Here is a 19,889-nt window from a genome sequence, read left to right as displayed (position 1 = left end):
TCATGGCTGAGCTCCCGCGTGCGGACGTGGCACGTGCATGCGCGGAGCGCGCGCCTGCGCCCCAGCCGGGAATCGGGTGCGGGGAAGAGTCGATCGCCGGAGCACCGGCTCGCCGGGCGCCATCGCTTCCCACCGGTCTCCACGGCCCGTTTCCGGCTGTGCCGTGTCGGAGACGCCGTCCGATGCGTTCGCGCCTTCCCCGTTCCCGATTCCCAGCTTCTCCGCCACGCGCAGCACCGCACTGCGGGCACGCGGATTCGCCGAGGTTTCCTCGTCCGTCGCCTTCTGCGCCGAACCGATCGCACGCAGCACCGGCGTGAACGCCGCTTCCACCGGCATGCGGCGGTTGGCCGGCGGCGCCTTGCTGTGACGCGCGATGAACTGCTTGACGATGCGGTCTTCCAGCGAGTGGAAGCTGATGACCGCGAGCCGGCCGCCCGGCTTCAGGCGCGCGAGCGCGGCGTCGAGGCCGGTTTCCAGATCCGCCAGCTCGCGATTGATGAAGATGCGGATCGCCTGGAAGCTGCGCGTGGCCGGATGGATCTTCTGGTCGCCGCGCGGCACGACGGATGCGATGAGGTCGGCCAGCTGCGCGGTGCGCTCCAGCGGCTGCGTGTCGCGCCGGGCGACGATGGCGCGGGCGATCCTGCGGCTCATGCGTTCCTCGCCGTAGGTCCACAGCACGTCGGCGATCTCGCGATCATCGGCGCGCGCGAGCCACTGCGCCACGCTTTCGCCGCTGTCCGGATCCATGCGCATGTCCAGCGGGCCGTCCTTGCCGAAGCTGAAACCGCGCTCGGCGACGTCCAGCTGCGGCGACGACACGCCCAGGTCGAACAGCACGCCGTCGAGGCCGGCGGCGGTTTCGTCCCAATGCGCGAGTTCGGCGAAGCTGCCCCGGAACACGGCGACGCGGGCGTCCTGCGCGAAATCGCGCATCGCCACCGCAATCGCTTCGGGGTCCTTGTCCATGAGCAGCAGCCGGCCTCCGGGGCCGAGTCGTTCCAGCACGCCGCGCGCGTGACCGCCACGCCCGAACGTGCCGTCCAGGTACGTTCCATTCCCGCGCACGTTCAGGCCGTCGAGCACCTGCGCGTACATCACGGGAAGGTGGCCGGAAAGCGCGCCGCGCTCCATGCCACCCACCGTCACAGCTGAAGGTCGAGCAGCTCCTCGCTCAGATCGGCGTCAGAAATCGTCTGACGGATCTGCGCGTGGTGCGCCTGCTCGCTCCACAGTTCGAACTTGTCGCCCATGCCCAGCAGCACGGCCTTCTTCTCGATGCCCACCGCGCTGCGGTGGCTGGCCGGGATGCTGATGCGTCCGTTGCCGTCGAGCTCGACGAACGCCGCGGCGCCAACGAGCTTGAGCTGCATGCTGCGGTTGACCGCCTTGGCCTTGGGCAGCGCATTGACCTGGTCGCGCAGCCGCTCCCACGCAGCATGCGGGTAGAGGTACAGCGAGCCGGACTCGAAGGGGTTGTAGGTGATGACCAGGCGGTTTTCACACTCGCGCGCGACGGCATCGCGGTAGACGGTGGGTACCGCCAACCGGCCCTTGTCGTCGATCGTGATGGCGGTCTCGCCCTGGAACATTGCTCACCTGTTGGGGCCGCCTCTAGGCGGGCGGCTTGATCCTGGAAAACCACAAAAAACCCGGTTTTCCCTCAGATGCCCACCTTAGGCACGCCCCACAGGGTTGTCAACAAGTTTTGGGAGGCAAATTCACCTGTCCGGTCAATGACTTGCGAAGAACTTCACAGGTTTGTTCAAGAGTTATCCACTAGCCTTTGTTTCGTCTCAAATTTTGAGACGGAACCTGCGGGTCAACCCGCGTCGGGACGAAGTCCCACAGGGCCGCGGCGCGCATGCTGCCCCGCAGCATCCGCATGTCCATATGCGAAAGATATCGAAACAGGCGCATCAATCGTCAATGACTATTGCTAGCCACTGGGCTGTCCTGACGGGGTACCCGCCTCCCAGAAGCGGCAGCCACACTGGCCCGGATCCGCACCCGAAGCAGCAGCCCCCTTTAGTAGCAGCAGCCCCCTTTAGTAAAGGGGGCGCCGCGGCAGCGGCGGGGAATTGGAAGCCCCGGAGCTGGGGCCCGAAGTTTTGCGAGCAAAACTTTGGGGCTTTTTTGAAGCCGCGAAGCGGCAAGAAAAAGCGCGAAGCCAGCCGATAAGCCGGGTTCTGTCGTGGACAGTCATTCCTCTAGGCGCTGCGTCACCGCAACGCTCAAGCAACCTACCCGGAGGCACCGCGGGCCGCGGCATTGCCTCCCTATTTGGTCTTGCTCCCGGTGGGGTTTGCCGTGCCGGTCCGTTGCCGGACTCGCGGTGCGCTCTTACCGCACCGTTTCACCCTTACCACGCACGTCTTGCAACGCCGTTCGGCGGTCTGCTCTCTGTTGCACTTTCCGTCGGCTTTCGCCGCCCAGGCGTTACCTGGCACCGTGCCCTGTGGAGCCCGGACTTTCCTCGGCATCCTTTCGGATGACGCGACTGCCTGGCTGACTCCGCGCCGGCATTCTACTGCTTCGCAGCGAATTGCCCCCAAAGTTTTGCTGAAGCAAAACTTCGGGCCCCGGCTCACGACCTCCAATTCCCCGCGCCTGCCGGCGCGCCCCCTTTACTAAAGGGGGCTGTTCGCATCTTTGGCGTATTGGTGAGTCCACCGCTGCGCTTCAAAGCCGCCCGGGTTGAGCCCCTCTCCCAACGGGAGAGGGGTTGGGGTGAGGGGCAACGAAGCGTCAACCGTGGCCGGGTGGTTCCCGCACAGCGCTAAGCTGTCGCTCCCAGACTCACTCCTCCGCGCCGTACAACGCCTTCCGCGGCGCGCCGCTCAGCTCGGCGGCAAGTTTGGCCGCCTGCGAGGGCTTGAGGTATTCGGTGAGCTTGGCGTACAGGCGCTTGCCTTCGGCGACGGCGGCATCGGCGTCTTCGCCGGCACCTTCGACGATCAGGACGAACTCGCCCTTGCGCTGGTTGGCGTCCGCGCCGACGCGCTGGCGCAAGTCGGCCAAGGTTCCGTCGAGGACGGTTTCGAACAGCTTCGTCAGTTCGCGCGCGATGGTGCCGCGGCGTGCTTCGCCGAAGGCGGCGGCGAGGTCCTCCAGCGATTCCTCGATGCGATGCGCCGACTCGTAGAAGATCAGCGTGCGCACCTCTCCGGCCAGGCGCGACAACCGCTCCCGGCGCGCCGACGCCTTCGCCGGCAGGAAGCCTTCGAACACGAACCGGTCGCTCGGCATGCCGGCGACGCTCAACGCGGCGATCGCGGCGCAGGCGCCGGGCACGGGCGACACGCGCAGGCCGGCGGCGCGCGCGGTGCGCACGAGGCGAAAACCGGGATCGCTTACCAGCGGCGTGCCCGCATCGGACACCAATGCGAAGCTTTCTCCCGCCTGCATCCGCGCGACCAGCTGCGCGGCCTGCGCGTCCTCGTTGTGCTCGTGCAGCGCGACCAACGGGCGTTCCAGCCCGAAGTGCGAGAGCAATTGCCTTGTGTGGCGCGTGTCTTCGGCGCAGATCGCGTCGACGGACCTGAGCGTGTCCAGCGCGCGACTGGAGAGATCGCCGAGATTGCCGATGGGCGTGGCGACGACGTGAAGCGTGCCGGGGGCTTTCGAGCCGCCGGCTTTCGGGACGGCGGGCTGGGACGTGTGCATCGTGCGTCTGCGGTGGGGCCGGGTAGAATCCTAACCGGTCCCTCAGGAACGCCGCGTCGCGGCCTTTGCATGCAGATGATCCGAGCTTCCAACGGCTGGGCGATGAAGTCGATGTGCGCGGCGGCGCTGGCCGCCATGCTGCTGGGCGGTTGCGCCACCGTCTCCACCACCGGCACCACGACCTCGCAGCAGAGCCGCAACGCGACGATCGCCCAGGCCGGCGAACTGGTGCGCAGTGGTGCCGCGCTCACCGGCGCGGCGCGCGCCGCGAACGATCGTGAGATCGAACGCCTGCTCTCCACGCTCGACAACGCCACCCTCGCCCGAGAAACCGCGGCGCTGCCGGCAGGCGATCCGCTCTACAACCACGCCGGCCAGGCGCTGCTGCGCCGCGGGCTGCCGCTGCCGCGACCGTTCGACCGCACCGGCTGGAACTTCGACGCCGCCGGCCGTCCGGCGGCCGACAGCGACGGCTATCGCCCGCCGGTGAAGCTGGCCGTGCTGCTGCCGATGTCGGGCAACCTCGCCGTTGCCGCGGCACCGGTGCGCGACGGTTTCCTCGCCGGTTACTACGGCGAACCGCGCCGCCGTCCCGAGGTGAACTTCTACGACACCGCCGGCATGCCGGGCGGGGCCCTCGCCGCGTACGACCGCGCGGCGCTGGAAGGCAACGATTTCGTCGTCGGTCCGCTCGGCCGCGACGAAGTCAGCGCGCTGTTCGCGCGGGGCACGCTGCAGGTGCCGGTGCTCGCGCTCAATCGCGGCGAAAGCGAACCGCCGGCCGGGAATGCGAGCTTCTCGCTGTCGCCCGAAGACGAAGGCATCGCCGCGGCCGAATACCTGCTCGGCCTGGGCGCGAAGCGCGTGCTGGTCGTCGCGGCCGTCGACGACACCCAGCAGCGCGCGGTGTCGAGCCTGCGCGAGCGCCTGGTCGCGCGCGGCGCGACGGTGACCGACGTCGCCGGCGAAGGCACGTCCGATTTCATTCCCTTCGCGCAGAAGGAAGGCGGCGTGGACGCCGTCTTCCTCGCGGTGAAGGGCAGCAGCGCGCGATTGCTGATGCCCAAGCTCGCGCTCGCGGGCCTTGCGGGCAAGCCGCGCGTGGCGACCTCGCAGCTGCTTTCGGGCACCGGCAAGGCCGAGGAAGACCGCGTGCTGGACGGCATCGCGTTCCCGACCGAAACCTGGACCACGCGCGGCGTCCCGGGCCTGCCGCCGGCGACGATCGCCGGCTCGCAGCTCAACAACGCGAAGGGCCCGGCGGCGCGGTTGTTCGCCTTCGGTTTCGACGCGTGGCAGATCACCGCCTACCTGCAGCGCCTGGCGACCACGGCCGACGGCCACATCGACGGCGCCACCGGCACGCTGCGCCTGGACGGCTACGGCAACGTGCAGCGCACGCCGTCGTGGTCGACCTTCACCGCCGGCATGCCGACGCCGCTGGCGGATGCGCCCCGCCGCTGACCGGCGCGCGCGCGGCGCGGCGGTGGAAGCCGCTGCACGCGCGCATCTGGGCCGCGCCGGCCTTCGCGACGTCGCCGCGAACGCGAACTACCGCTTCGGCGAACTCGACCTGGTGATGCTCGACGGCGCCACGCTGGTGTTCGTCGAAGTGCGCTACCGGCGCGACACGCGCTTCGGCGGCGGCGCGGCCTCGGTCGACGTGCACAAGCGCCGCAAGCTCGTGCACGCGGCAAGCGCCTTCCTCGCACACCACCCCCGACATGCGAACGCGCCGTGCCGCTTCGACGTCGTCGAAGCCGAGGGCGACCCGGCGTCGCCGCGCCTGCACTGGGTAAAAGACGCCTTCCGCGCGGACGACGTCTAGGCGAAGATCCGCCAACCCCGAACCGTGCGGACGCGCGTTGAACTCCGACGCGGCATCGGGCCGCGGCAGTTCAATCGATCAGGGGACGATGATGCGAACGATGATCCGGACGGCCGTTCTGGCCTGTGCGTGGGCGATGGTGCTCGGTGGGTGCTCGCAGCAGCAAGAGGCGGCAAACGCCGAGATGGCGGCAGCAGCCGAGGATCCCTCACAGGCCACGTCGTCGCAGATGAAGTCGGACACCTCTGCACCCGACGCGCCCGCACCCGCCACGTCGGCTTTGCCACCTGATGTGCCCTCGCAGCTGCAATCTGCGGCGAACACCCAGACGCCGGAGGGGCGGCGCTTCATCCGTACGGCCAGCGTCGATTTCCGCGTCGCGGACGTCTACCGCTCGGCGCTGGCGATCGAGGACCTGGCCGCGAAACACGGCGGCTACGTGGCTCGCAACGTCATGCGCAGCGACGTCGGCGCGGTCCGATCGCATGCCAGCCGCGATGGCATGCGCGTCGACCTGGCCACCTACACCCTGCGAGGCGCGCTGACCGTGCGGGTCCCGAGCGAACGCACGCAGGAGTTCCTGCGCGCGCTCGCCACCCACGTCGAGTTCCTCGACGCCCGCACCTTCGAAGCGACCGACGCTCAGTTCGACCTGCTCCGCCAGCAGCTGGCATACGACCGCCACCAGAACGCCCAACAGGCGCTCGCGAACGCGGCCCGCGCGCCCGGGAAGACCGGCGAGAAGACCGACGCCATCGGCGCACGCGCCGACGCACAGGCGCAGCGCGACGAAGCGACCGTGGCGCGCGCCGAACTGGAAGACCGCATCGCCTTCGCGCGCATCGACCTGACCCTGCACCAGGCGCCGCAGCTGCGTCGTACCGAACGGCCGGACCTTGAAGTGGCGATGCGTCGCGAAGGCCCAAGCTTCTTCGCGCGCCTGGGCGATGCGCTGGCCGAAGGCGGGCGGCTCGGGCTCAACCTGATCATCGGCCTTGCGTACCTGTGGCCGCTGTGGCTCGGCGCCGGGCTGGCCGTGCTCGCATGGCGCGCGTGGCGCAGGCGCCGTCGCTGACATGCCGACGATCTTCACGCACGCGGTCGTGCCGCTGGCGGCGGGCATCGCGCTGGGTTCCCGGCGCGTTCCGCCGCACCTGATCGCGGCAGGCATGATCTCCGCGATATTGCCCGATGCCGACGTCGTCGCGTTCAAGCTGGGCATCGCGTACGCGGACGATCTCGGCCATCGCGGAGCGAGCCATTCGCTGTTCTTCGCCGGCGTGGTCGCGATGCTCGGCGCGCTGCTGCATCGGCCGCTGCGAACGTCGCCGTGGATCGCGGCCGTGTGGCTGTTCGCGTGCGTCGCGTCGCACCCGCTGCTCGACGCATTCACCAACGGCGGCCTCGGCGTCGCGCTGTTGTGGCCGTGGTCGGATGTGCGGCTGTTCGCGCCGTGGCGTCCGATCGCCGTGTCGCCCATCGGCAACGGGTTCTTCAGCGCGCGCGGCGTGGCGGTGATGGCGTCGGAGTTCCGCTGGGTCTGGTGGCCCTGCGCGCTGATCGCAGTGGCGGGCTTCGCCGCTCGGCGGGCGTTATCCTCGCGTCCATGACATCGCTGCCCACCACGCTCGATTCACGGATGCGCTCGCTGCTCGGCGACGCCTGGCGCACCGACGAAAGCGAGCGGCTTACCTACGCCTACGACAACTCGCGCCGGCAGTCGCTGCCCGATGCGGTGGCGCTGCCAACCTCGCGCGAGCACGTCGTGACGCTGGTGCGGGCCTGCCGCGAGGCGCGCGTGCCGGTGATCGCGCGCGGGCGCGGTACCAACACCACCGGCGCGGCGGTGCCGGTCGCGGGCGGCGTGGTGGTGTCGTTCGAACGGATGAACCGGATCCTCGACATCCGGCCGGGCGATCGCTGCGCGGTGGTCGAGCCCGGCGTGCTCAATGGCGACCTGCAGGCCGCGCTGAAGCCGCACGGCCTGTTCTGGCCACCGGATCCGACCAGCGCCGGCTACAGCAGCGTTGGCGGCAACCTCGCCTGCAACGCGGGCGGCCCGCGCGCGGTGAAGTACGGCGCCACGCGCGACAACGTGCTCGCGCTCACCGCGGTGACCGGCGCGGGCGAGCTGATCCACTGCGGCACCGCGACGACGAAGGGCGCGACCGGTTACGACCTGCAACGCCTGCTGGTCGGCAGCGAAGGCACGCTCGCGCTGATCGTCGAGGCGAGCCTGCGCCTCACGCCGTCGCCGGCATCGCGGCGCGCGCTGCGTGCGATCTATCGCGATGTATCGTCCGCCGCGCAGGCCGTCGCCCGCTTGATGGCGCAACCGGTCACGCCGTCGATGCTGGAATTCATGGACGCCGATGCGGTGCGCCTCGCGCGCGACGTGGGCGGCGCCGACCTGCCGCCGGATGCCGGCGCGCTGCTGATGATCGAAGCCGACGGCGATGCGCAGACGCTGCCGCACGACATGGAAGCGCTGATGCGCGCCGCGGCCGGCGACGGGCTCGTGTCGCTCGACGATGCCGCCGATGACGCTGCCCGCGAACGGCTCTGGGCCGCGCGCAAGGCGCTGTCTCCGTCGCTGCGGACGCTCGCTCCGGGAAAGATCAACGAAGACGTGGTCGTGCCGGTGTCGCGTATCCCGCAACTCGTCGACGGCGTGCGTGCGCTGTCGCGCGAGTTCGACCTGCCGATCGTCTGCTTCGGCCATGCGGGCAACGGCAACCTGCACGTCAACCTGCTCTACCATCCCGACGATGCCGCACAGACGACGCGCGCGCATGCCGCGATGGCGCGCGTGTTCGCGCTCACCCTGTCGCTGGGCGGCACGCTGTCGGGCGAGCACGGCATCGGCCTGGCGAAGCGCGAATTCATGCCGCAGGCGATCGACGCGCCGACGCTGGCGATGATGCGCGCGGTGAAATCGGCGTTCGATCCGGACGGCATCCTCAATCCGGGCAAGCTGCTGCCCGATTGAGCGCGGCGCGTCAGAGGAACTGGTCGAGCTTGCGCATCACCAGCATCATGCCGACCACCCAGCACAGGATCACCAGCAGCACCGCACCCCAGTTGCTGCCGATCCTGCCGCGCCGGCGCTGCATCCAGAAACCCAGCGCCAGCAGCACGGTGGGCACGATGAAGAACAGCATGCCGATCAGGAACCTCGTTTCCACGCGAATCCTCCCTGGGCAAGACTACCGGCGACGGGCTGATCTTACGATGCTATCGGGCTTCGGCGAGGCCGGCCGCTGTTGTAGCCCGGGTAAGCGAAGCGCACCCGGGGATCGCCTCGCCCGAATCGTCGATGTCGCCCGCCACCCGACCTCCGGGAAACCGCGAACGGAGCCTTGTCGGCCTTCAGCGCTCACGCGAAATGCTGATACCCCGCACGACCGGGTTCCCACGGCGCACCGAGCGCATCGAACGCCCGCACACCCTCGCCCGCCTCGACGCGACCGATGCGCGCGACGGGCGTTCCGGTCTCACGCGCGATCCGCTCGATCTCATCCCGCAGCCCGGACGCAGCGGTGAAGCACAGTTCGTAATCGTCGCCCCCGGTGGCCTGCAGGGCATGACGCGTCGCATCGTCGAACGCGGCGCGCAGCGCATCCGATGCAGGCAGGCGGTCGAGCTCTACCCGCGCACCGACACCGCTCGCACGCGCGACATGCGCCAAATCCGCCAGCAGGCCATCGGAAACATCGATGCACGCATGCGCCACGTCGGCGAGTGCCTCGCCGAGCGCAAGACGCGGCGTCGGCCGATCCAGGCGCGCGCGCAGGAACGCGTCGCGCGGCGAACCTTCGCGCCACTGCGTCAATGCGGCGGCGGCGTCGCCGAGCGTGCCGCTGACCCAGACGTCGTCGTCGATACGAGCGGCATCACGACGCAGCGCGCGGTCCGGCGCCACGAACCCGTGCACGGTCACGCTGATCGAAAGCGGCCCGCGAGTCGTGTCGCCGCCCACCAGCGCGGCGCGATGCGCGTGGGCGAGTTCGAGAAAACCGTCGAGGAAGCCATCCACCCAGGCCGCGTCGCCGCCCGGAAGCGACAGCGACAACGTGCACCACGCGGGTTCCGCGCCCATCGCCGCCAGATCGGACAGATTCACCGCCAGCGACTTCCAGCCGACGTCCGCCGGTACGGTGTCTTCGGGGAAATGCACGCCCGCGTTGAGCGTGTCTGCGGCGACGACCAGCAGGCGCCCGGTTGTGACCCGCAGCAGCGCGGCGTCGTCGCCGATGCCGAGCACCACGTCGTCCCGCGCATGCACGCGGCGACGGATGCGGTCGATCAGGTCGAATTCGCGTGCGTCGCGATGCGGATCACTCACGGGACACTCCGGCGTGTGCGGTTCGACACTGCCACCGCGACGCGCGTTGCGCGGTCGCGGCGATGCCGCTTCATCGCGGACGCGGCGCCTTCACTTCCGTCGCGCGCCACTCGGCGGCGGCGTGATCGAGCACGCCGTTGACGTAGGTGTGCCCGTGTTCGGCACCGAAACGCTTCACGGTTTCGATCGCCTCGTTGATGACCACGCGGTACGGCACGTCCGGGCGCATGCGCAGCTCGTACGCCGCGATGCGCAGCGCGGCGCGCTCGATGGCGTCGACCTGCTCGATGTCGCGATCGAGGAACGGCTTGAGCGCATCGTCCAGCGATTCGACATTCGCTTCGACGCCGCGCACGAGGTCCTCGAAATACTCCAGGTCCGCCTGCTCCTTGGCCTGTTCGTGGGCGAACTGCGCGATCACCTCGCGCGCGCTCGATCCCGACATCTGCCATGCATAGACCGCCTGCAACGCGCGGCGGCGCGCACGCGAACGGGCGACAGGATCGATTCCATCCGGACGACGACGGTTCATGGCAATTGCCCCAGCAGATGACTCATTTCAAGTGCGGCCAGCGCCGCTTCCTCACCCTTGTTGCCGTGCGTGCCACCGGCGCGGGCCTCGGCGTCCTCGTGGCGCTCCACGGCGAGCACGCCGTTGGCGACCGGGAATCCGTACTCCAGTTGCACGCGCATCAGGCCGTCCGAACACCCGTCGGCGACCTGCTCGTAATGACGCGTATCGCCGCGCACGACGCAGCCCAGCGCGACCACGGCGGCATGCCGGCCGGCCTTCGCCAGGCGCGTGGCGACGACGGGGATTTCCCATGCGCCGGGCACGCGGATGACGTCGACCGCGGACTCGTCCACGCCGTTCTCGGCGAAGGTCTTGCGCGCGCCGGCGACCAGCGTATCGGTGATGCGCGGGTTCCAGCGGCTGGCGATGATCGCGAATCGCGCGCCCGGGGGGCTGCGCAGGTCGCCTTCGAAGTGGGTCATGGGGCGTTCTTGGTGAAGGGCGGGGATTCTAGCGCGATGTCGGCATGGGCGCCGTGGAGCCCTCGCCGCCACGAACGAGAGTGGAGGAACGAGTGAGGCAATCGTCGCTCGTCGCTCGTTCCTAGTTACTCGTTTCCGGTCCCGGCACGTACTCCACCACCTCCAGCCCGAACCCGGCCAGCCCGATCTGCTTGCGCGGCGTGCCCAGCACGCGGAGCTTGCCCAGGCCGAGGTCCGCGAGGATCTGGCCGCCGGCGCCGTTGCGCCGCCACTCGGCGAGCGCGTGGCCGCGGGTCGGGCCGGCCTCGTCGGCATGCTGCGGCGCGCGGATGCGGGCCAGCAGCGCGTCGGCATCGGCGTGGTCGGCCAGCAGCACCAGCGCACCGCGGCCTTCGGCGGCGATCGCCTTCAGCACGTCGCCCACGGCCGGGCCGAAGTCCGGGCGACGCCAGTGCAGCGCGTCGGCGAGCGGGTTCTGCACGTGCACGCGCACCAGCGTCGGCGTGGCCGCGTCGGGCGTGCCGCGACGCAGCGCGAAATGCAGCGCGTGGCTGAGGCGGTCGCGGTAGGTGAACAGTTCGAACGGACCGTGCTCGGTGTCGATCTCGCGCGCATCCACGCGCTCGACCGTGTGTTCGGTCTCCAGGCGATAGCGGATCAGTTCCTCGATCGAACCGATCTTCAATCCATGCTCGGCCGCGAACGCCTCCAGTTCCGGACGACGCGCCATGCTGCCGTCGGCGTTGAGGATCTCGACCAGCACGCCGGCGGGTTCCAGGCCGGCCAGCAGCGCCAGGTCGCTCGCCGCCTCGGTATGCCCCGCGCGATTGAGCACGCCGCCGGGCTGCGCTTGCAGCGGGAAGATGTGGCCGGGCTGCGAGAGATCGCTCGCAGAGGCGTCCGGCCGCACGGCGGTGCGCACCGTATGCGCGCGGTCGTAGGCACTGATGCCGGTGGTGACGCCTTCGGCCGCCTCGATGCTGACGGTGAAGTTGGTGTGGTGCGGCGAGGTGTTGTCGCGCACCATCGGCGGCAGGCCGAGCTGGCGGCAGCGTTCGCGCGTGAGCGACAGGCACACCAGGCCGCGCGCGTGCGTGACCATGAAGTTGATGTCCTGCGGCCGCACGAGTTCGGCGGCCATGATCAGGTCGCCTTCGTTCTCGCGGTCCTCGTCGTCGACGATCACGACCATGCGGCCGTTGCGGATTTCTTCGAGCAGTTCGGGAATCGGGCTGAAAGGCATGTCGTTCCCCCTATTCGGCACGGCCGGCGAGCAGCCGCTCGACGTAGCGCGCGACCAGATCGATTTCCAGGTTCACCGCGTCGCCCACCTGCGTATGCGCGAAACGCGTGTGCGCGACGGTGTGCGGGATCAGCGCGACTTCGAAACCCGCATCGTCCACTTCGTTCACCGTGAGGCTCACGCCGTCGACGCAGATCGAGCCTTTCTTGGCGATGTAGCGCAGCAGCGGCGCTGGTGCCGAGAAACGCCAGCGCTGCGCGCGCGCGTCGGGTTCGATGCGCTCGACGCGGCCGAGTCCGTCGACGTGTCCGCTGACCAGATGCCCGCCGAGGCGATCGGTCGGGCGCATCGCGCGCTCCAGGTTCACCGCGTCGCCGACGGCGAGCGCGCCGAGCGTGGTGAGCGCGAGCGTTTCGTTCGATGCGTCGGCCGCGAAGCTGCGCGCGTCGTACTCGATGACGGTGAGGCAGACGCCGTTGACGGCGATGCTTTCGCCCAGCTGCACGGCGTCGAACGCGAGCGTGCCGACGTCGACGGTGAGGCGGACGTCGCCGCCGCGGTGTTCGAGCGAAGCCAGGCGGCCGACGCCTTCGATGATGCCGGTGAACATCAGCGCGCCTCCTGCTTGGAAGCGGCACGGGTAGTGAAGCGCTGGGTCATTGAAACGTTTCTCGATCTGGAGTGAACGAAAAACGCCTCAAGGCATGAGGCAGGCGCACGGCACGGGGCCGTGTGCGGCTGTCTTCTTTCATCCGGACTTTCCGGGAAGCTCGCGCTTTCCGACCGTCGGCTCCGGCATTGGACCGGATCTGCTGACCCTCTTCGCCATGGGCGGCGAGGCGCTCGCGGGCTCGTGCGAACGACGCTGCCGACAGCGCCATCGCACCTACCGCCGGTGGGGAATCTCACCCCGCCCTGAAGACGTTACGTGTTGTGGATGCCGGCGAACCGGCGCGGGGATTCTAGCACCCGCGCCCCGGGAGGCCCGCCGGACGGACTGTTCCGCGTCTGGCGCCTACCCGGCCCCGGCGGGTTTCAGGCCTTCTGCCGCAGGTGCAGGAACAGCGGCCAGCGGATTGTCCGGGCCTCGTCCGGATCGCCCCAGCTCGCCGCCAGTGAGGGCGCGTGCCGCGCCACCGGGTCCTCGCCCGCATCCGCCGCGCACCGCGCGACGGCCGACATGCTCGACAGATAGCGCAGGAAATGCGCCAGCGACCACTCCGCCTCCAGCCACAGCGCGGGGGCCGGCAGCGCGGGGAACGGCCAGTCGTAGCCGGCGTAGTGCGCGTCGATCTGCGCGCGTTCGGGCGGCCAGTACGGATCGATGCGCGCGCGGAAATCCTCCACGGCTTCGACCATGCCTTCCGGCGCGACGAAATCCGCATAGCCCCACGCCGCCAGCACGCTGCCCGGCGCGAGCACGCGTTCGCATTCGGCGAAGAACGTCGGCCGGTCGAACCAGTGCAGCGCCTGCGCGACGGCGACGAGCCCGACGCTCGAATCCGGCAGCGATGTGCGCTCGCCGGGCTCCACCGCAAGACTCACGCTGTCCGTGCCCGGTTGTGCCCAATGCTGCGCCAGTTGCTTCGCGCTCGGCTCGGTCGCGTGCACGTGCGCGAAGCGCGCGGCGAGCCCGCGCGTCGCCTGCCCGCTGCCGCAGCCCGGCTCCCACACGCGCGCGTCCCGCGGCACGACCGCGGCGATCGCGTCGAAGAGTTCGTCCGGGTACTCCGGGCGCGCCTGCGCGTACGCATCGGCGATGCCGGAGAAGTGGTCCTTGAAGTTCGCGCCGCTCATGTGCGCCTCCTCGGGCGTCGATCAGGCCGTCGGCTCCTGCGCGGAAGCCTCCGGGCGCAGCAGCAGGCGGATGTCCTGCCCGATGTAGCGCGATTCGACGATCGACATCTTCAACTTCTGCGCCATCGTGTCGATCGCCAGCCCGTCGAACATCGGGCGCGCGCGTTCGCCCAGCAGCACGGGCGCGACGTAGAGCAGCACTTCGTCGACGAGTCCCGCACTGAGGAAACCACCCGCCAGCGTGGCTCCGGCTTCGAGCTGGATCTCGTTGACGCCGCGTTCGGCGAGCAGGCGGAGCACGGCGTGCAGGTCGAAGCGACCTTCGCGCACGGGCACGGCGGCATGCTGCGCGACCAGTCCGCGCGGCGGCTTGGCATCGGGCGCGTGCAGGTACAGCGTCGGCGCGTCGCCTTCGCGCACGCGGCCACGTGCGACGGTCGCCAGTCCCGGATCGAGCACCACGCGCATCGGCGGCACGAACGGCGTGTCGTCGTGCATGCGCACGGTCAGCGCCGGATCGTCGGCGAGCACGGTGCCCGCGCCAGTGACGATCGCGCCGCTGCGCGCGCGCCAGTGCTGCACGTCCAGGCGCGAGGCCTCGCCGCTGATCCATTTCGATTCGCCGCTGGCGAGCGCGCTGCGCCCGTCCAGGCTCGTGGCGAGCTTCACGCGCAGCCATGGCCGGCCGCGCTCGACGCGAGAAAGGAAGCCGCGGTTGAGCGCGCGCGCCTGCGTTTCCATCAAGCCCGAAGCGACTTCGATTCCCGCTGCACGCAGCTTCTCGAAACCGGCGCCATCGACCTGCGGAAACGGATCGCGCATCGCCGCGATGACGCGCGCCACGCCCGCGGCGATCAACGCATCCGCGCACGGGCCGGTGCGGCCGATGTGCGCGCACGGCTCCAGCGTGACGTAGGCGGTCGCGCCCTTCGCGCGTTCGCCGGCATCGCGCAACGCGTAGACCTCCGCGTGCGGTTCGCCCGAGCGCTGGTGCCAGCCTTCGCCGACGGCCTCTTCGCCATGCGCGATCACGCAGCCGACCATCGGATTGGGCCTGGTCGTGTAAGCACCGCGCTCGGCCAGGCGCAGCGCGCGCGCCATCATGGCGTGGTCGGTGGCGGTGAAGGCGTCGATCGGACGCTGGCTCATCAACGTTTCCTGTTGCGCGGCGAGGACTCGGCTTCTTCTTCCAGCAGCGGCAGCTGGCCCTCGCCGGCGTTGTCGCTCTCCAGGCGGTCGAGTTCCTCGCGGAAATCGGCCACGTCCTGGAACGCGCGATACACCGAGGCGAAGCGCACATAGGCGACGTGGTCGAGTTTGCGCAACTCGGTCATGACGAAATCGCCGACGCGACGCGACGGCAGTTCGCGTTCGGCGGTCATGCGCAGGTGGTGCACTACGGCGCGCACGGAGGCTTCGATCTGCTCTTCCGACACCGGGCGCTTCTGCAGCGCGCGATCGAAACTGGCGCGCAGCTTGCGCGCATCGAACGCCTCGCGCCGACCGTCGCTCTTGATGATCAGCGGCAGCTTGAGCTCGATGGTTTCCAGCGTCGAAAACCGCTCGCCGCAGGCTTCGCAGACGCGACGACGGCGGATCGTCGCGCCGTCGTCGGACACGCGCGAGTCGATCACGCGGGTGTCGGGGTGTTGGCAGAAGGGGCAATGCATCAGCGAGCCGGCAAAGGAGAATGGGGAATGGGGAATCGGAAAGCGAGGCCAAGGCGACGGGCGCCTGCTCCGGGCACTCCCGATTCCCGATTGCCGATTCCCGTATCAGCCATACACCGGGAACTTCGCGCACTGCGCCGTCACCTTCTCGCGCACGGCGGCGATGACGTTCTCGTCCTTCGGCGCGTCGAGCACGTCGCAGATCCAGTTGGCGAGCTCGATGCAGTCGGCTTCACCGTAACCGCGCGTGGTGACCGCCGGCGTTCCGATGCGCAGGCCGGAGGTGACGAAGGGCTTCTGCGGATCGTTCGGCACCGCGTTCTTGTTGACGGTGATGTGCGCCTTGCCGAGTGCGGCTTCGGCGTCCTTGCCGGTCACGCCCTTGCCGATCATGTCGATCAGCATCAGGTGGTTCTGCGTGCCGCCGGACACGATCTTGTAGCCGCGCGCAATGATCGTCTTCGCCATCGCCTGCGCGTTCTTCACGACCTGCTGCTGGTAGGCGGTGAATTCCGGCTCCAGCGCTTCCTTGAAGGCCACGGCCTTGGCGGCGATGACGTGCATCAGCGGCCCGCCCTGGATGCCCGGGAAGACGATCGACTGCAGCTTCTTCTCGATCTCCTCGCCGGCGCCCTTCGCCACGATGATGCCGCCGCGCGGTCCGCGCAGCGTCTTATGCGTGGTGGACGTGACCACGTGCGCGTGCGGCAGCGGGTTCGGATACACGCCGGCGGCGACGAGGCCGGCCACGTGCGCCATGTCGACGAACAGGTACGCGCCGACCCTGTCGGCGATGGCGCGGAACCGCGCCCAGTCGATCTGCTGCGAATAGGCCGAGAAACCGGCGACGACCATCTTCGGCTTGTGCTCCAGGGCGAGCTTCTCGACTTCGTCGTAGTCGATCAGGCCCTGGTCGTTCACGCCGTACTGGATCGCGTTGAACAGCTTGCCGCTGACGTTGACCTTGGCGCCGTGGGTCAGGTGGCCGCCGTGGGCCAGCGACATGCCGAGGATCGTGTCGCCGGGGTTGAGCAGGGCCAGGTACACGGCCTGGTTGGCCTGGCTGCCCGAATGCGGCTGGACGTTGGCGTAGTCGGCCCCGAACAGCTGCTTCAGGCGCTCGATCGCCAGCTGCTCGGCCACGTCCACGTACTCGCAGCCGCCGTAGTAGCGCTTGCCCGGGTAGCCTTCGGCGTACTTGTTGGTCAGCACGCTGCCCTGGGCCTCCATCACGCGCGGGGAGGCGTAGTTTTCCGAGGCGATCAGCTCGACATGGTCCTCCTGGCGGCGCGCCTCGTTGGCGATGGCCTGGGCGAGTTCATCGTCGTAACCGGCGATGCGGGCGGAGCTGGGGAACATTCGGCAACCTCGGGCGTGGGGTGGTCAGGGGCCGGCGAGGCCCGGAAAGCTGCCGCGGCCGGGTCGAAGATGGTAGCCCAGGGCTTAAAATGCGGCCAGCGAGCACGCCGGCCCATGGGCCGTCAAGGCGAGCTTTCCGCCCCCACCCCACAGGGAATCCTCCGACCGTGAAATGGGTCTTCGTCCTGCTGTTCCTCGCCAGCGCGGTGTACGTGCACTACCGCGGCCGGGTGCGGCACCGCCTGGGCCGGCAATTGCTGGACCACTCCACCTTCATGGCCCCGATCAACGTGCTGATGTACGCGTTCTCGCGCGTGCCGACCACGCCGTTCATCGCCGATCCGGGCCGCCACTTCCCCGAGCTGGAACCGCTTCGCCAGAACTGGCAGGCGATCCGCGCCGAAGCCCTCCGCCTGCGCGAGCTGCAGCACATCAAGGCGGCCGAGGGTTACACCGACGTCGGTTTCAACTCGTTCTTCCGCCGCGGCTGGAAGCGCTTCTACCTGAAGTGGTACGACGACGCCCACCCGTCCGCGGCCGAGCTGTGCCCGCAGACCACCGCGCTGCTGAAACAGATCCCCAGCGTGAAGGCGGCGATGTTCACCGAGCTGCCCCCGGGGAGCGAGCTGCGCCCGCACCGCGATCCATACGCCGGGTCGCTGCGCCTGCACCTGGGTCTGGAAACGCCCAACGACGACGGCTGCTTCATCGAGGTCGACGGCCAGCGCTACAGCTGGCGCGACGGCGAGTGGACGATGTTCGACGAGACCTACATCCACAGCGCCCGCAACGACACGCAGGGCAACCGGATCATCCTGTTCTGCGACGTGGAGCGTCCGCTGCACACCGCCCCGGCGCGGGTGTTCAACCGGTTCGTCGCGCGGAACCTGATCGCCGCCGGCGCCTCGCCGAACCAGGAAGGCGACAGGACGGGCGGCTTCAACCGGCTCTTCAAGTACTTCTATGCCCTGCGCCTGAAGGCCAAGGGCCTGCGCGAGCGCAACAAGTCGCTCTATTACGGGCTGAAGTACGCGGCGGTGGCGCTGGTGGTGGCGCTCATCGTCTGGATCTGACGTTCCTGCGCTTGTAGCCCGGGCAAGGCCGAAGGCCGCACCCGGGGGCCCGCCGCGGCCCGAACCCCGGGGTGCGCTCCGCCTACCCGGGCTACAAACGCCCGGGTTTCCCAAGCTGAAGCCAGCGCGCCTCCCGCGCTGGGAAAGCCGCCCCTTCTGCGGGATAATCGCCGCTTCCACCCGCCCGACCAGGCCACTCCCGGCCGGCATGGGCGCGTCCCGGTTCCGGAGAGCGCATGCAATACATCTACACCATGAACGGCGTCAGCAAGGTCGTGCCGCCGAAGCGTCAGATCATCAAGGACATCTCGCTGTCCTTCTTTCCGGGCGCGAAGATCGGCCTGCTGGGCCTCAACGGCGCCGGCAAGTCCACCGTGCTGAAGATCATGGCCGGCGTGGACACCGACTTCGTCGGCGAAGCGCGCCCGCAGCCGGGCATCAAGGTCGGCTACCTGCCGCAGGAACCGCAGCTCGATCCGGAAATGACCGTGCGCCAGGCCGTGGAAGAAGGCGTGGGCGACGTCATCAACGCCCAGGCCGCGCTGGAAGCCGTCTACGCCGCCTATGCCGAGGAAGGCGCCGACTTCGACGCGCTCGCCAAGGAACAGGAGCGCCTGGAGGCGATCCTCGCCGCCGGCGACGCGCACACCCTGGAGAACCAGCTGGAAGTCGCCGCCGACGCGCTGCGCCTGCCGCCGTGGGACGCGAAGATCGGCAACCTGTCGGGCGGCGAGAAGCGCCGCGTCGCGCTGTGCCGCCTGCTGCTGCAGAAGCCGGACATGCTGCTGCTCGACGAACCGACCAACCACCTCGACGCCGAATCCGTCGAATGGCTGGAGCAGTTCCTCGCGCGCTACACCGGCACCGTGGTGGCCGTCACCCACGATCGCTACTTCCTCGACAACGCCGCCGAGTGGATCCTCGAACTCGACCGCGGCCGTGGCATTCCGTGGAAGGGCAACTACACCGAGTGGCTCGTCCAGAAGGAAGAGCGCCTGAAGCAGGAAGAGAACCAGGAGAAGGCGCGCCAGAAGGCGATCGCCAAGGAACTGGAGTGGGCGCGCCAGAACGCCAAGGGCGGCCGCTCGAAGGGCAAGGCCCGTCTCGCGCGCATCGAGGAACTGCAGTCGGTCGACTACCAGAAGCGCAACGAGACGAATGAAATCTTCATTCCGCCGGGCGAGCGCCTGGGCAACAAGGTCATCGAGTTCAAGAACGTCAGCAAGAAGTTCGGCGATCGCCTGCTGATCGACAACCTGTCGTTCTCGGTGCCGGCCGGCGCGATCGTCGGCATCATCGGCCCGAACGGCGCGGGCAAGTCGACGCTGTTCAGGATGATCACGGGCCAGGAGACGCCGGATACCGGCGAAATCGACATCGGCCCGACCGTGAAGCTGGCCTACGTCGACCAGAGCCGCGACAAGCTGGAAGGCAACCACAACGTCTTCCAGGAAGTCTCCGGCGGCCTGGACATCCTCAACATCAACGGCATCGAGATCCAGTCGCGCGCCTACATCGGCCGCTTCAACTTCAAGGGCCAGGACCAGCAGAAGCTGGTCGGCACGCTCTCCGGCGGCGAACGCGGCCGTCTGCACATGGCCAAGACCCTGCTGCAGGGCGGCAACGTGCTGCTGCTCGACGAACCGTCGAACGACCTGGACATCGAAACGCTGCGTGCACTGGAAGACGCGCTGCTGGAGTTCCCGGGCAACACGTTCGTCATCTCGCACGACCGCTGGTTCCTGGACCGCATCGCCACCCACATCCTCGCCTTCGAGGGCGACTCGCACGTGGAGTTCTTCCAGGGCAACTACCGCGAGTACGAGGAAGACAAGAAGCGCCGCATGGGCGACGAGGCTTCCAAGCCGCATCGCCTGCGCTTCAAGGCTTTGAAGTAAGGCTACGACCG

General features: G+C 69.0%; 20 protein-coding genes, 1 other RNA gene and 1 riboswitch. Of the genes, 7 read left to right on the top strand and 14 right to left on the bottom strand.

All coding sequences use genetic code 11. From position 1 onward, the window contains the following. The 4 genes from rsmH to rsmI all read right to left on the bottom strand — a co-directional run bounded on the left by rsmH (position 1) and on the right by rsmI (position 3,669). The gene (gene rsmH / locus AC3ANK_RS03150) at positions 1-1,137 is read right to left on the bottom strand and encodes a 16S rRNA (cytosine(1402)-N(4))-methyltransferase RsmH (RefSeq protein WP_484172108.1); all 1,137 of its coding nucleotides are present in this window, start codon (positions 1,135-1,137) and stop codon (positions 1-3) included. 11 nt (positions 1,138-1,148) lie between these two features. Then, on the bottom strand, positions 1,149-1,595 hold the full coding sequence (gene mraZ / locus AC3ANK_RS03145) for a division/cell wall cluster transcriptional repressor MraZ (RefSeq protein ID WP_115841413.1): 447 nt from the start codon (positions 1,593-1,595) through the stop codon (positions 1,149-1,151). A 570-nt stretch (positions 1,596-2,165) separates the two neighbouring features. Continuing rightward, positions 2,166-2,519: RNase P RNA component class A (rnpB, locus tag AC3ANK_RS03140), an RNA gene on the bottom strand. A gap of 283 nt (positions 2,520-2,802) precedes the next feature. Next, positions 2,803-3,669 (bottom strand): 16S rRNA (cytidine(1402)-2'-O)-methyltransferase, encoded by an 867-nt coding sequence (gene rsmI / locus AC3ANK_RS03135; protein WP_206860014.1) that lies wholly within the window; start codon positions 3,667-3,669, stop codon positions 2,803-2,805. A gap of 69 nt (positions 3,670-3,738) precedes the next feature. Here rsmI and AC3ANK_RS03130 point away from each other — a divergent pair, with 69 nt between their 5' ends. The 5 genes from AC3ANK_RS03130 (at position 3,739) to AC3ANK_RS03110 (ending at position 8,486) form a co-directional block, all read left to right on the top strand. Beyond that, the gene (locus AC3ANK_RS03130) at positions 3,739-5,133 is read left to right on the top strand and encodes a penicillin-binding protein activator (protein WP_484172107.1); all 1,395 of its coding nucleotides are present in this window, start codon (positions 3,739-3,741) and stop codon (positions 5,131-5,133) included. Continuing rightward, on the top strand, positions 5,117-5,497 hold the full coding sequence (locus AC3ANK_RS03125) for a YraN family protein (protein ID WP_206860016.1): 381 nt from the start codon (positions 5,117-5,119) through the stop codon (positions 5,495-5,497). The genes AC3ANK_RS03130 and AC3ANK_RS03125 overlap by 17 nt, the downstream gene beginning before the upstream one ends. A 184-nt stretch (positions 5,498-5,681) precedes the next feature. Beyond that, on the top strand, positions 5,682-6,572 hold the full coding sequence (locus tag AC3ANK_RS03120; protein ID WP_484172106.1) for a DUF4349 domain-containing protein: 891 nt from the start codon (positions 5,682-5,684) through the stop codon (positions 6,570-6,572). Position 6,573: 1 nt separating this feature from the next. After that, positions 6,574-7,107: a metal-dependent hydrolase gene (locus tag AC3ANK_RS03115; protein WP_484172105.1), complete on the top strand. Its 534-nt coding sequence runs from the start codon at positions 6,574-6,576 to the stop codon at positions 7,105-7,107. Beyond that, a complete protein-coding gene (locus AC3ANK_RS03110; RefSeq protein ID WP_484172104.1) occupies positions 7,104-8,486 on the top strand; it encodes an FAD-binding oxidoreductase in 1,383 nt (460 codons plus the stop codon). Before AC3ANK_RS03115 ends, AC3ANK_RS03110 begins: the two co-directional genes overlap by 4 nt. Before the next feature lie 10 nt (positions 8,487-8,496). Here the strand turns inward: AC3ANK_RS03110 and AC3ANK_RS03105 are convergent, their stop codons facing one another. The 10 genes from AC3ANK_RS03105 to glyA all read right to left on the bottom strand — a co-directional run bounded on the left by AC3ANK_RS03105 (position 8,497) and on the right by glyA (position 16,907). Next, positions 8,497-8,682, bottom strand: a complete 186-nt coding sequence (locus tag AC3ANK_RS03105; protein WP_206860020.1) for a hypothetical protein — start codon at positions 8,680-8,682, stop codon at positions 8,497-8,499. A gap of 191 nt (positions 8,683-8,873) precedes the next feature. Then, the gene (gene thiL, locus AC3ANK_RS03100; protein WP_484172103.1) at positions 8,874-9,842 is read right to left on the bottom strand and encodes a thiamine-phosphate kinase; all 969 of its coding nucleotides are present in this window, start codon (positions 9,840-9,842) and stop codon (positions 8,874-8,876) included. 70 nt (positions 9,843-9,912) lie between these two features. Continuing rightward, positions 9,913-10,374: a transcription antitermination factor NusB gene (nusB, locus tag AC3ANK_RS03095; RefSeq protein WP_206860022.1), complete on the bottom strand. Its 462-nt coding sequence runs from the start codon at positions 10,372-10,374 to the stop codon at positions 9,913-9,915. Continuing rightward, positions 10,371-10,838, bottom strand: coding sequence for a 6,7-dimethyl-8-ribityllumazine synthase (gene ribH / locus AC3ANK_RS03090; RefSeq protein WP_206860023.1), 468 nt, complete (start codon positions 10,836-10,838; stop codon positions 10,371-10,373). Before ribH ends, nusB begins: the two co-directional genes overlap by 4 nt. A 121-nt stretch (positions 10,839-10,959) precedes the next feature. Continuing rightward, positions 10,960-12,081, bottom strand: a complete 1,122-nt coding sequence (gene ribB, locus AC3ANK_RS03085; protein ID WP_484172102.1) for a 3,4-dihydroxy-2-butanone-4-phosphate synthase — start codon at positions 12,079-12,081, stop codon at positions 10,960-10,962. Between the two features lie 10 nt (positions 12,082-12,091). Continuing rightward, positions 12,092-12,691: a riboflavin synthase gene (locus AC3ANK_RS03080; protein ID WP_484172101.1), complete on the bottom strand. Its 600-nt coding sequence runs from the start codon at positions 12,689-12,691 to the stop codon at positions 12,092-12,094. Between the two features lie 126 nt (positions 12,692-12,817). Then, positions 12,818-13,008: riboswitch (FMN riboswitch) on the bottom strand. A 108-nt stretch (positions 13,009-13,116) separates the two neighbouring features. After that, entirely contained in the window at positions 13,117-13,878 is a 762-nt protein-coding gene (locus tag AC3ANK_RS03075) for a class I SAM-dependent methyltransferase (RefSeq protein WP_484172100.1), read from the bottom strand. Positions 13,879-13,899: 21 nt separating this feature from the next. Then, positions 13,900-15,027, bottom strand: a complete 1,128-nt coding sequence (gene ribD, locus AC3ANK_RS03070; protein ID WP_484172099.1) for a bifunctional diaminohydroxyphosphoribosylaminopyrimidine deaminase/5-amino-6-(5-phosphoribosylamino)uracil reductase RibD — start codon at positions 15,025-15,027, stop codon at positions 13,900-13,902. Beyond that, positions 15,027-15,548: a transcriptional regulator NrdR gene (gene nrdR / locus AC3ANK_RS03065; protein WP_206860028.1), complete on the bottom strand. Its 522-nt coding sequence runs from the start codon at positions 15,546-15,548 to the stop codon at positions 15,027-15,029. The genes ribD and nrdR overlap by 1 nt, the downstream gene beginning before the upstream one ends. A gap of 105 nt (positions 15,549-15,653) precedes the next feature. Then, positions 15,654-16,907 carry a serine hydroxymethyltransferase gene (gene glyA / locus AC3ANK_RS03060; protein ID WP_484172098.1) on the bottom strand — a complete coding sequence of 418 codons (1,254 nt, stop codon included), beginning with the start codon at positions 16,905-16,907 and terminating at the stop codon, positions 15,654-15,656. Between the two features lie 167 nt (positions 16,908-17,074). Here glyA and lpxO point away from each other — a divergent pair, with 167 nt between their 5' ends. Both lpxO and ettA read left to right on the top strand, forming a co-directional pair. Then, positions 17,075-17,980 carry a lipid A hydroxylase LpxO gene (gene lpxO, locus AC3ANK_RS03055; RefSeq protein WP_484172097.1) on the top strand — a complete coding sequence of 302 codons (906 nt, stop codon included), beginning with the start codon at positions 17,075-17,077 and terminating at the stop codon, positions 17,978-17,980. A 236-nt stretch (positions 17,981-18,216) separates the two neighbouring features. Next, positions 18,217-19,878, top strand: coding sequence for an energy-dependent translational throttle protein EttA (gene ettA / locus AC3ANK_RS03050; RefSeq protein ID WP_206860031.1), 1,662 nt, complete (start codon positions 18,217-18,219; stop codon positions 19,876-19,878). Positions 19,879-19,889: the final 11 nt, after the last annotated feature.

The sequence above is a fragment of the Lysobacter sp. SCRH-1R genome (assembly GCF_057747855.1).
Note: the sequence above shows the minus strand (reverse complement) of the source record. Positions and strands in the feature narration are given on the sequence as shown.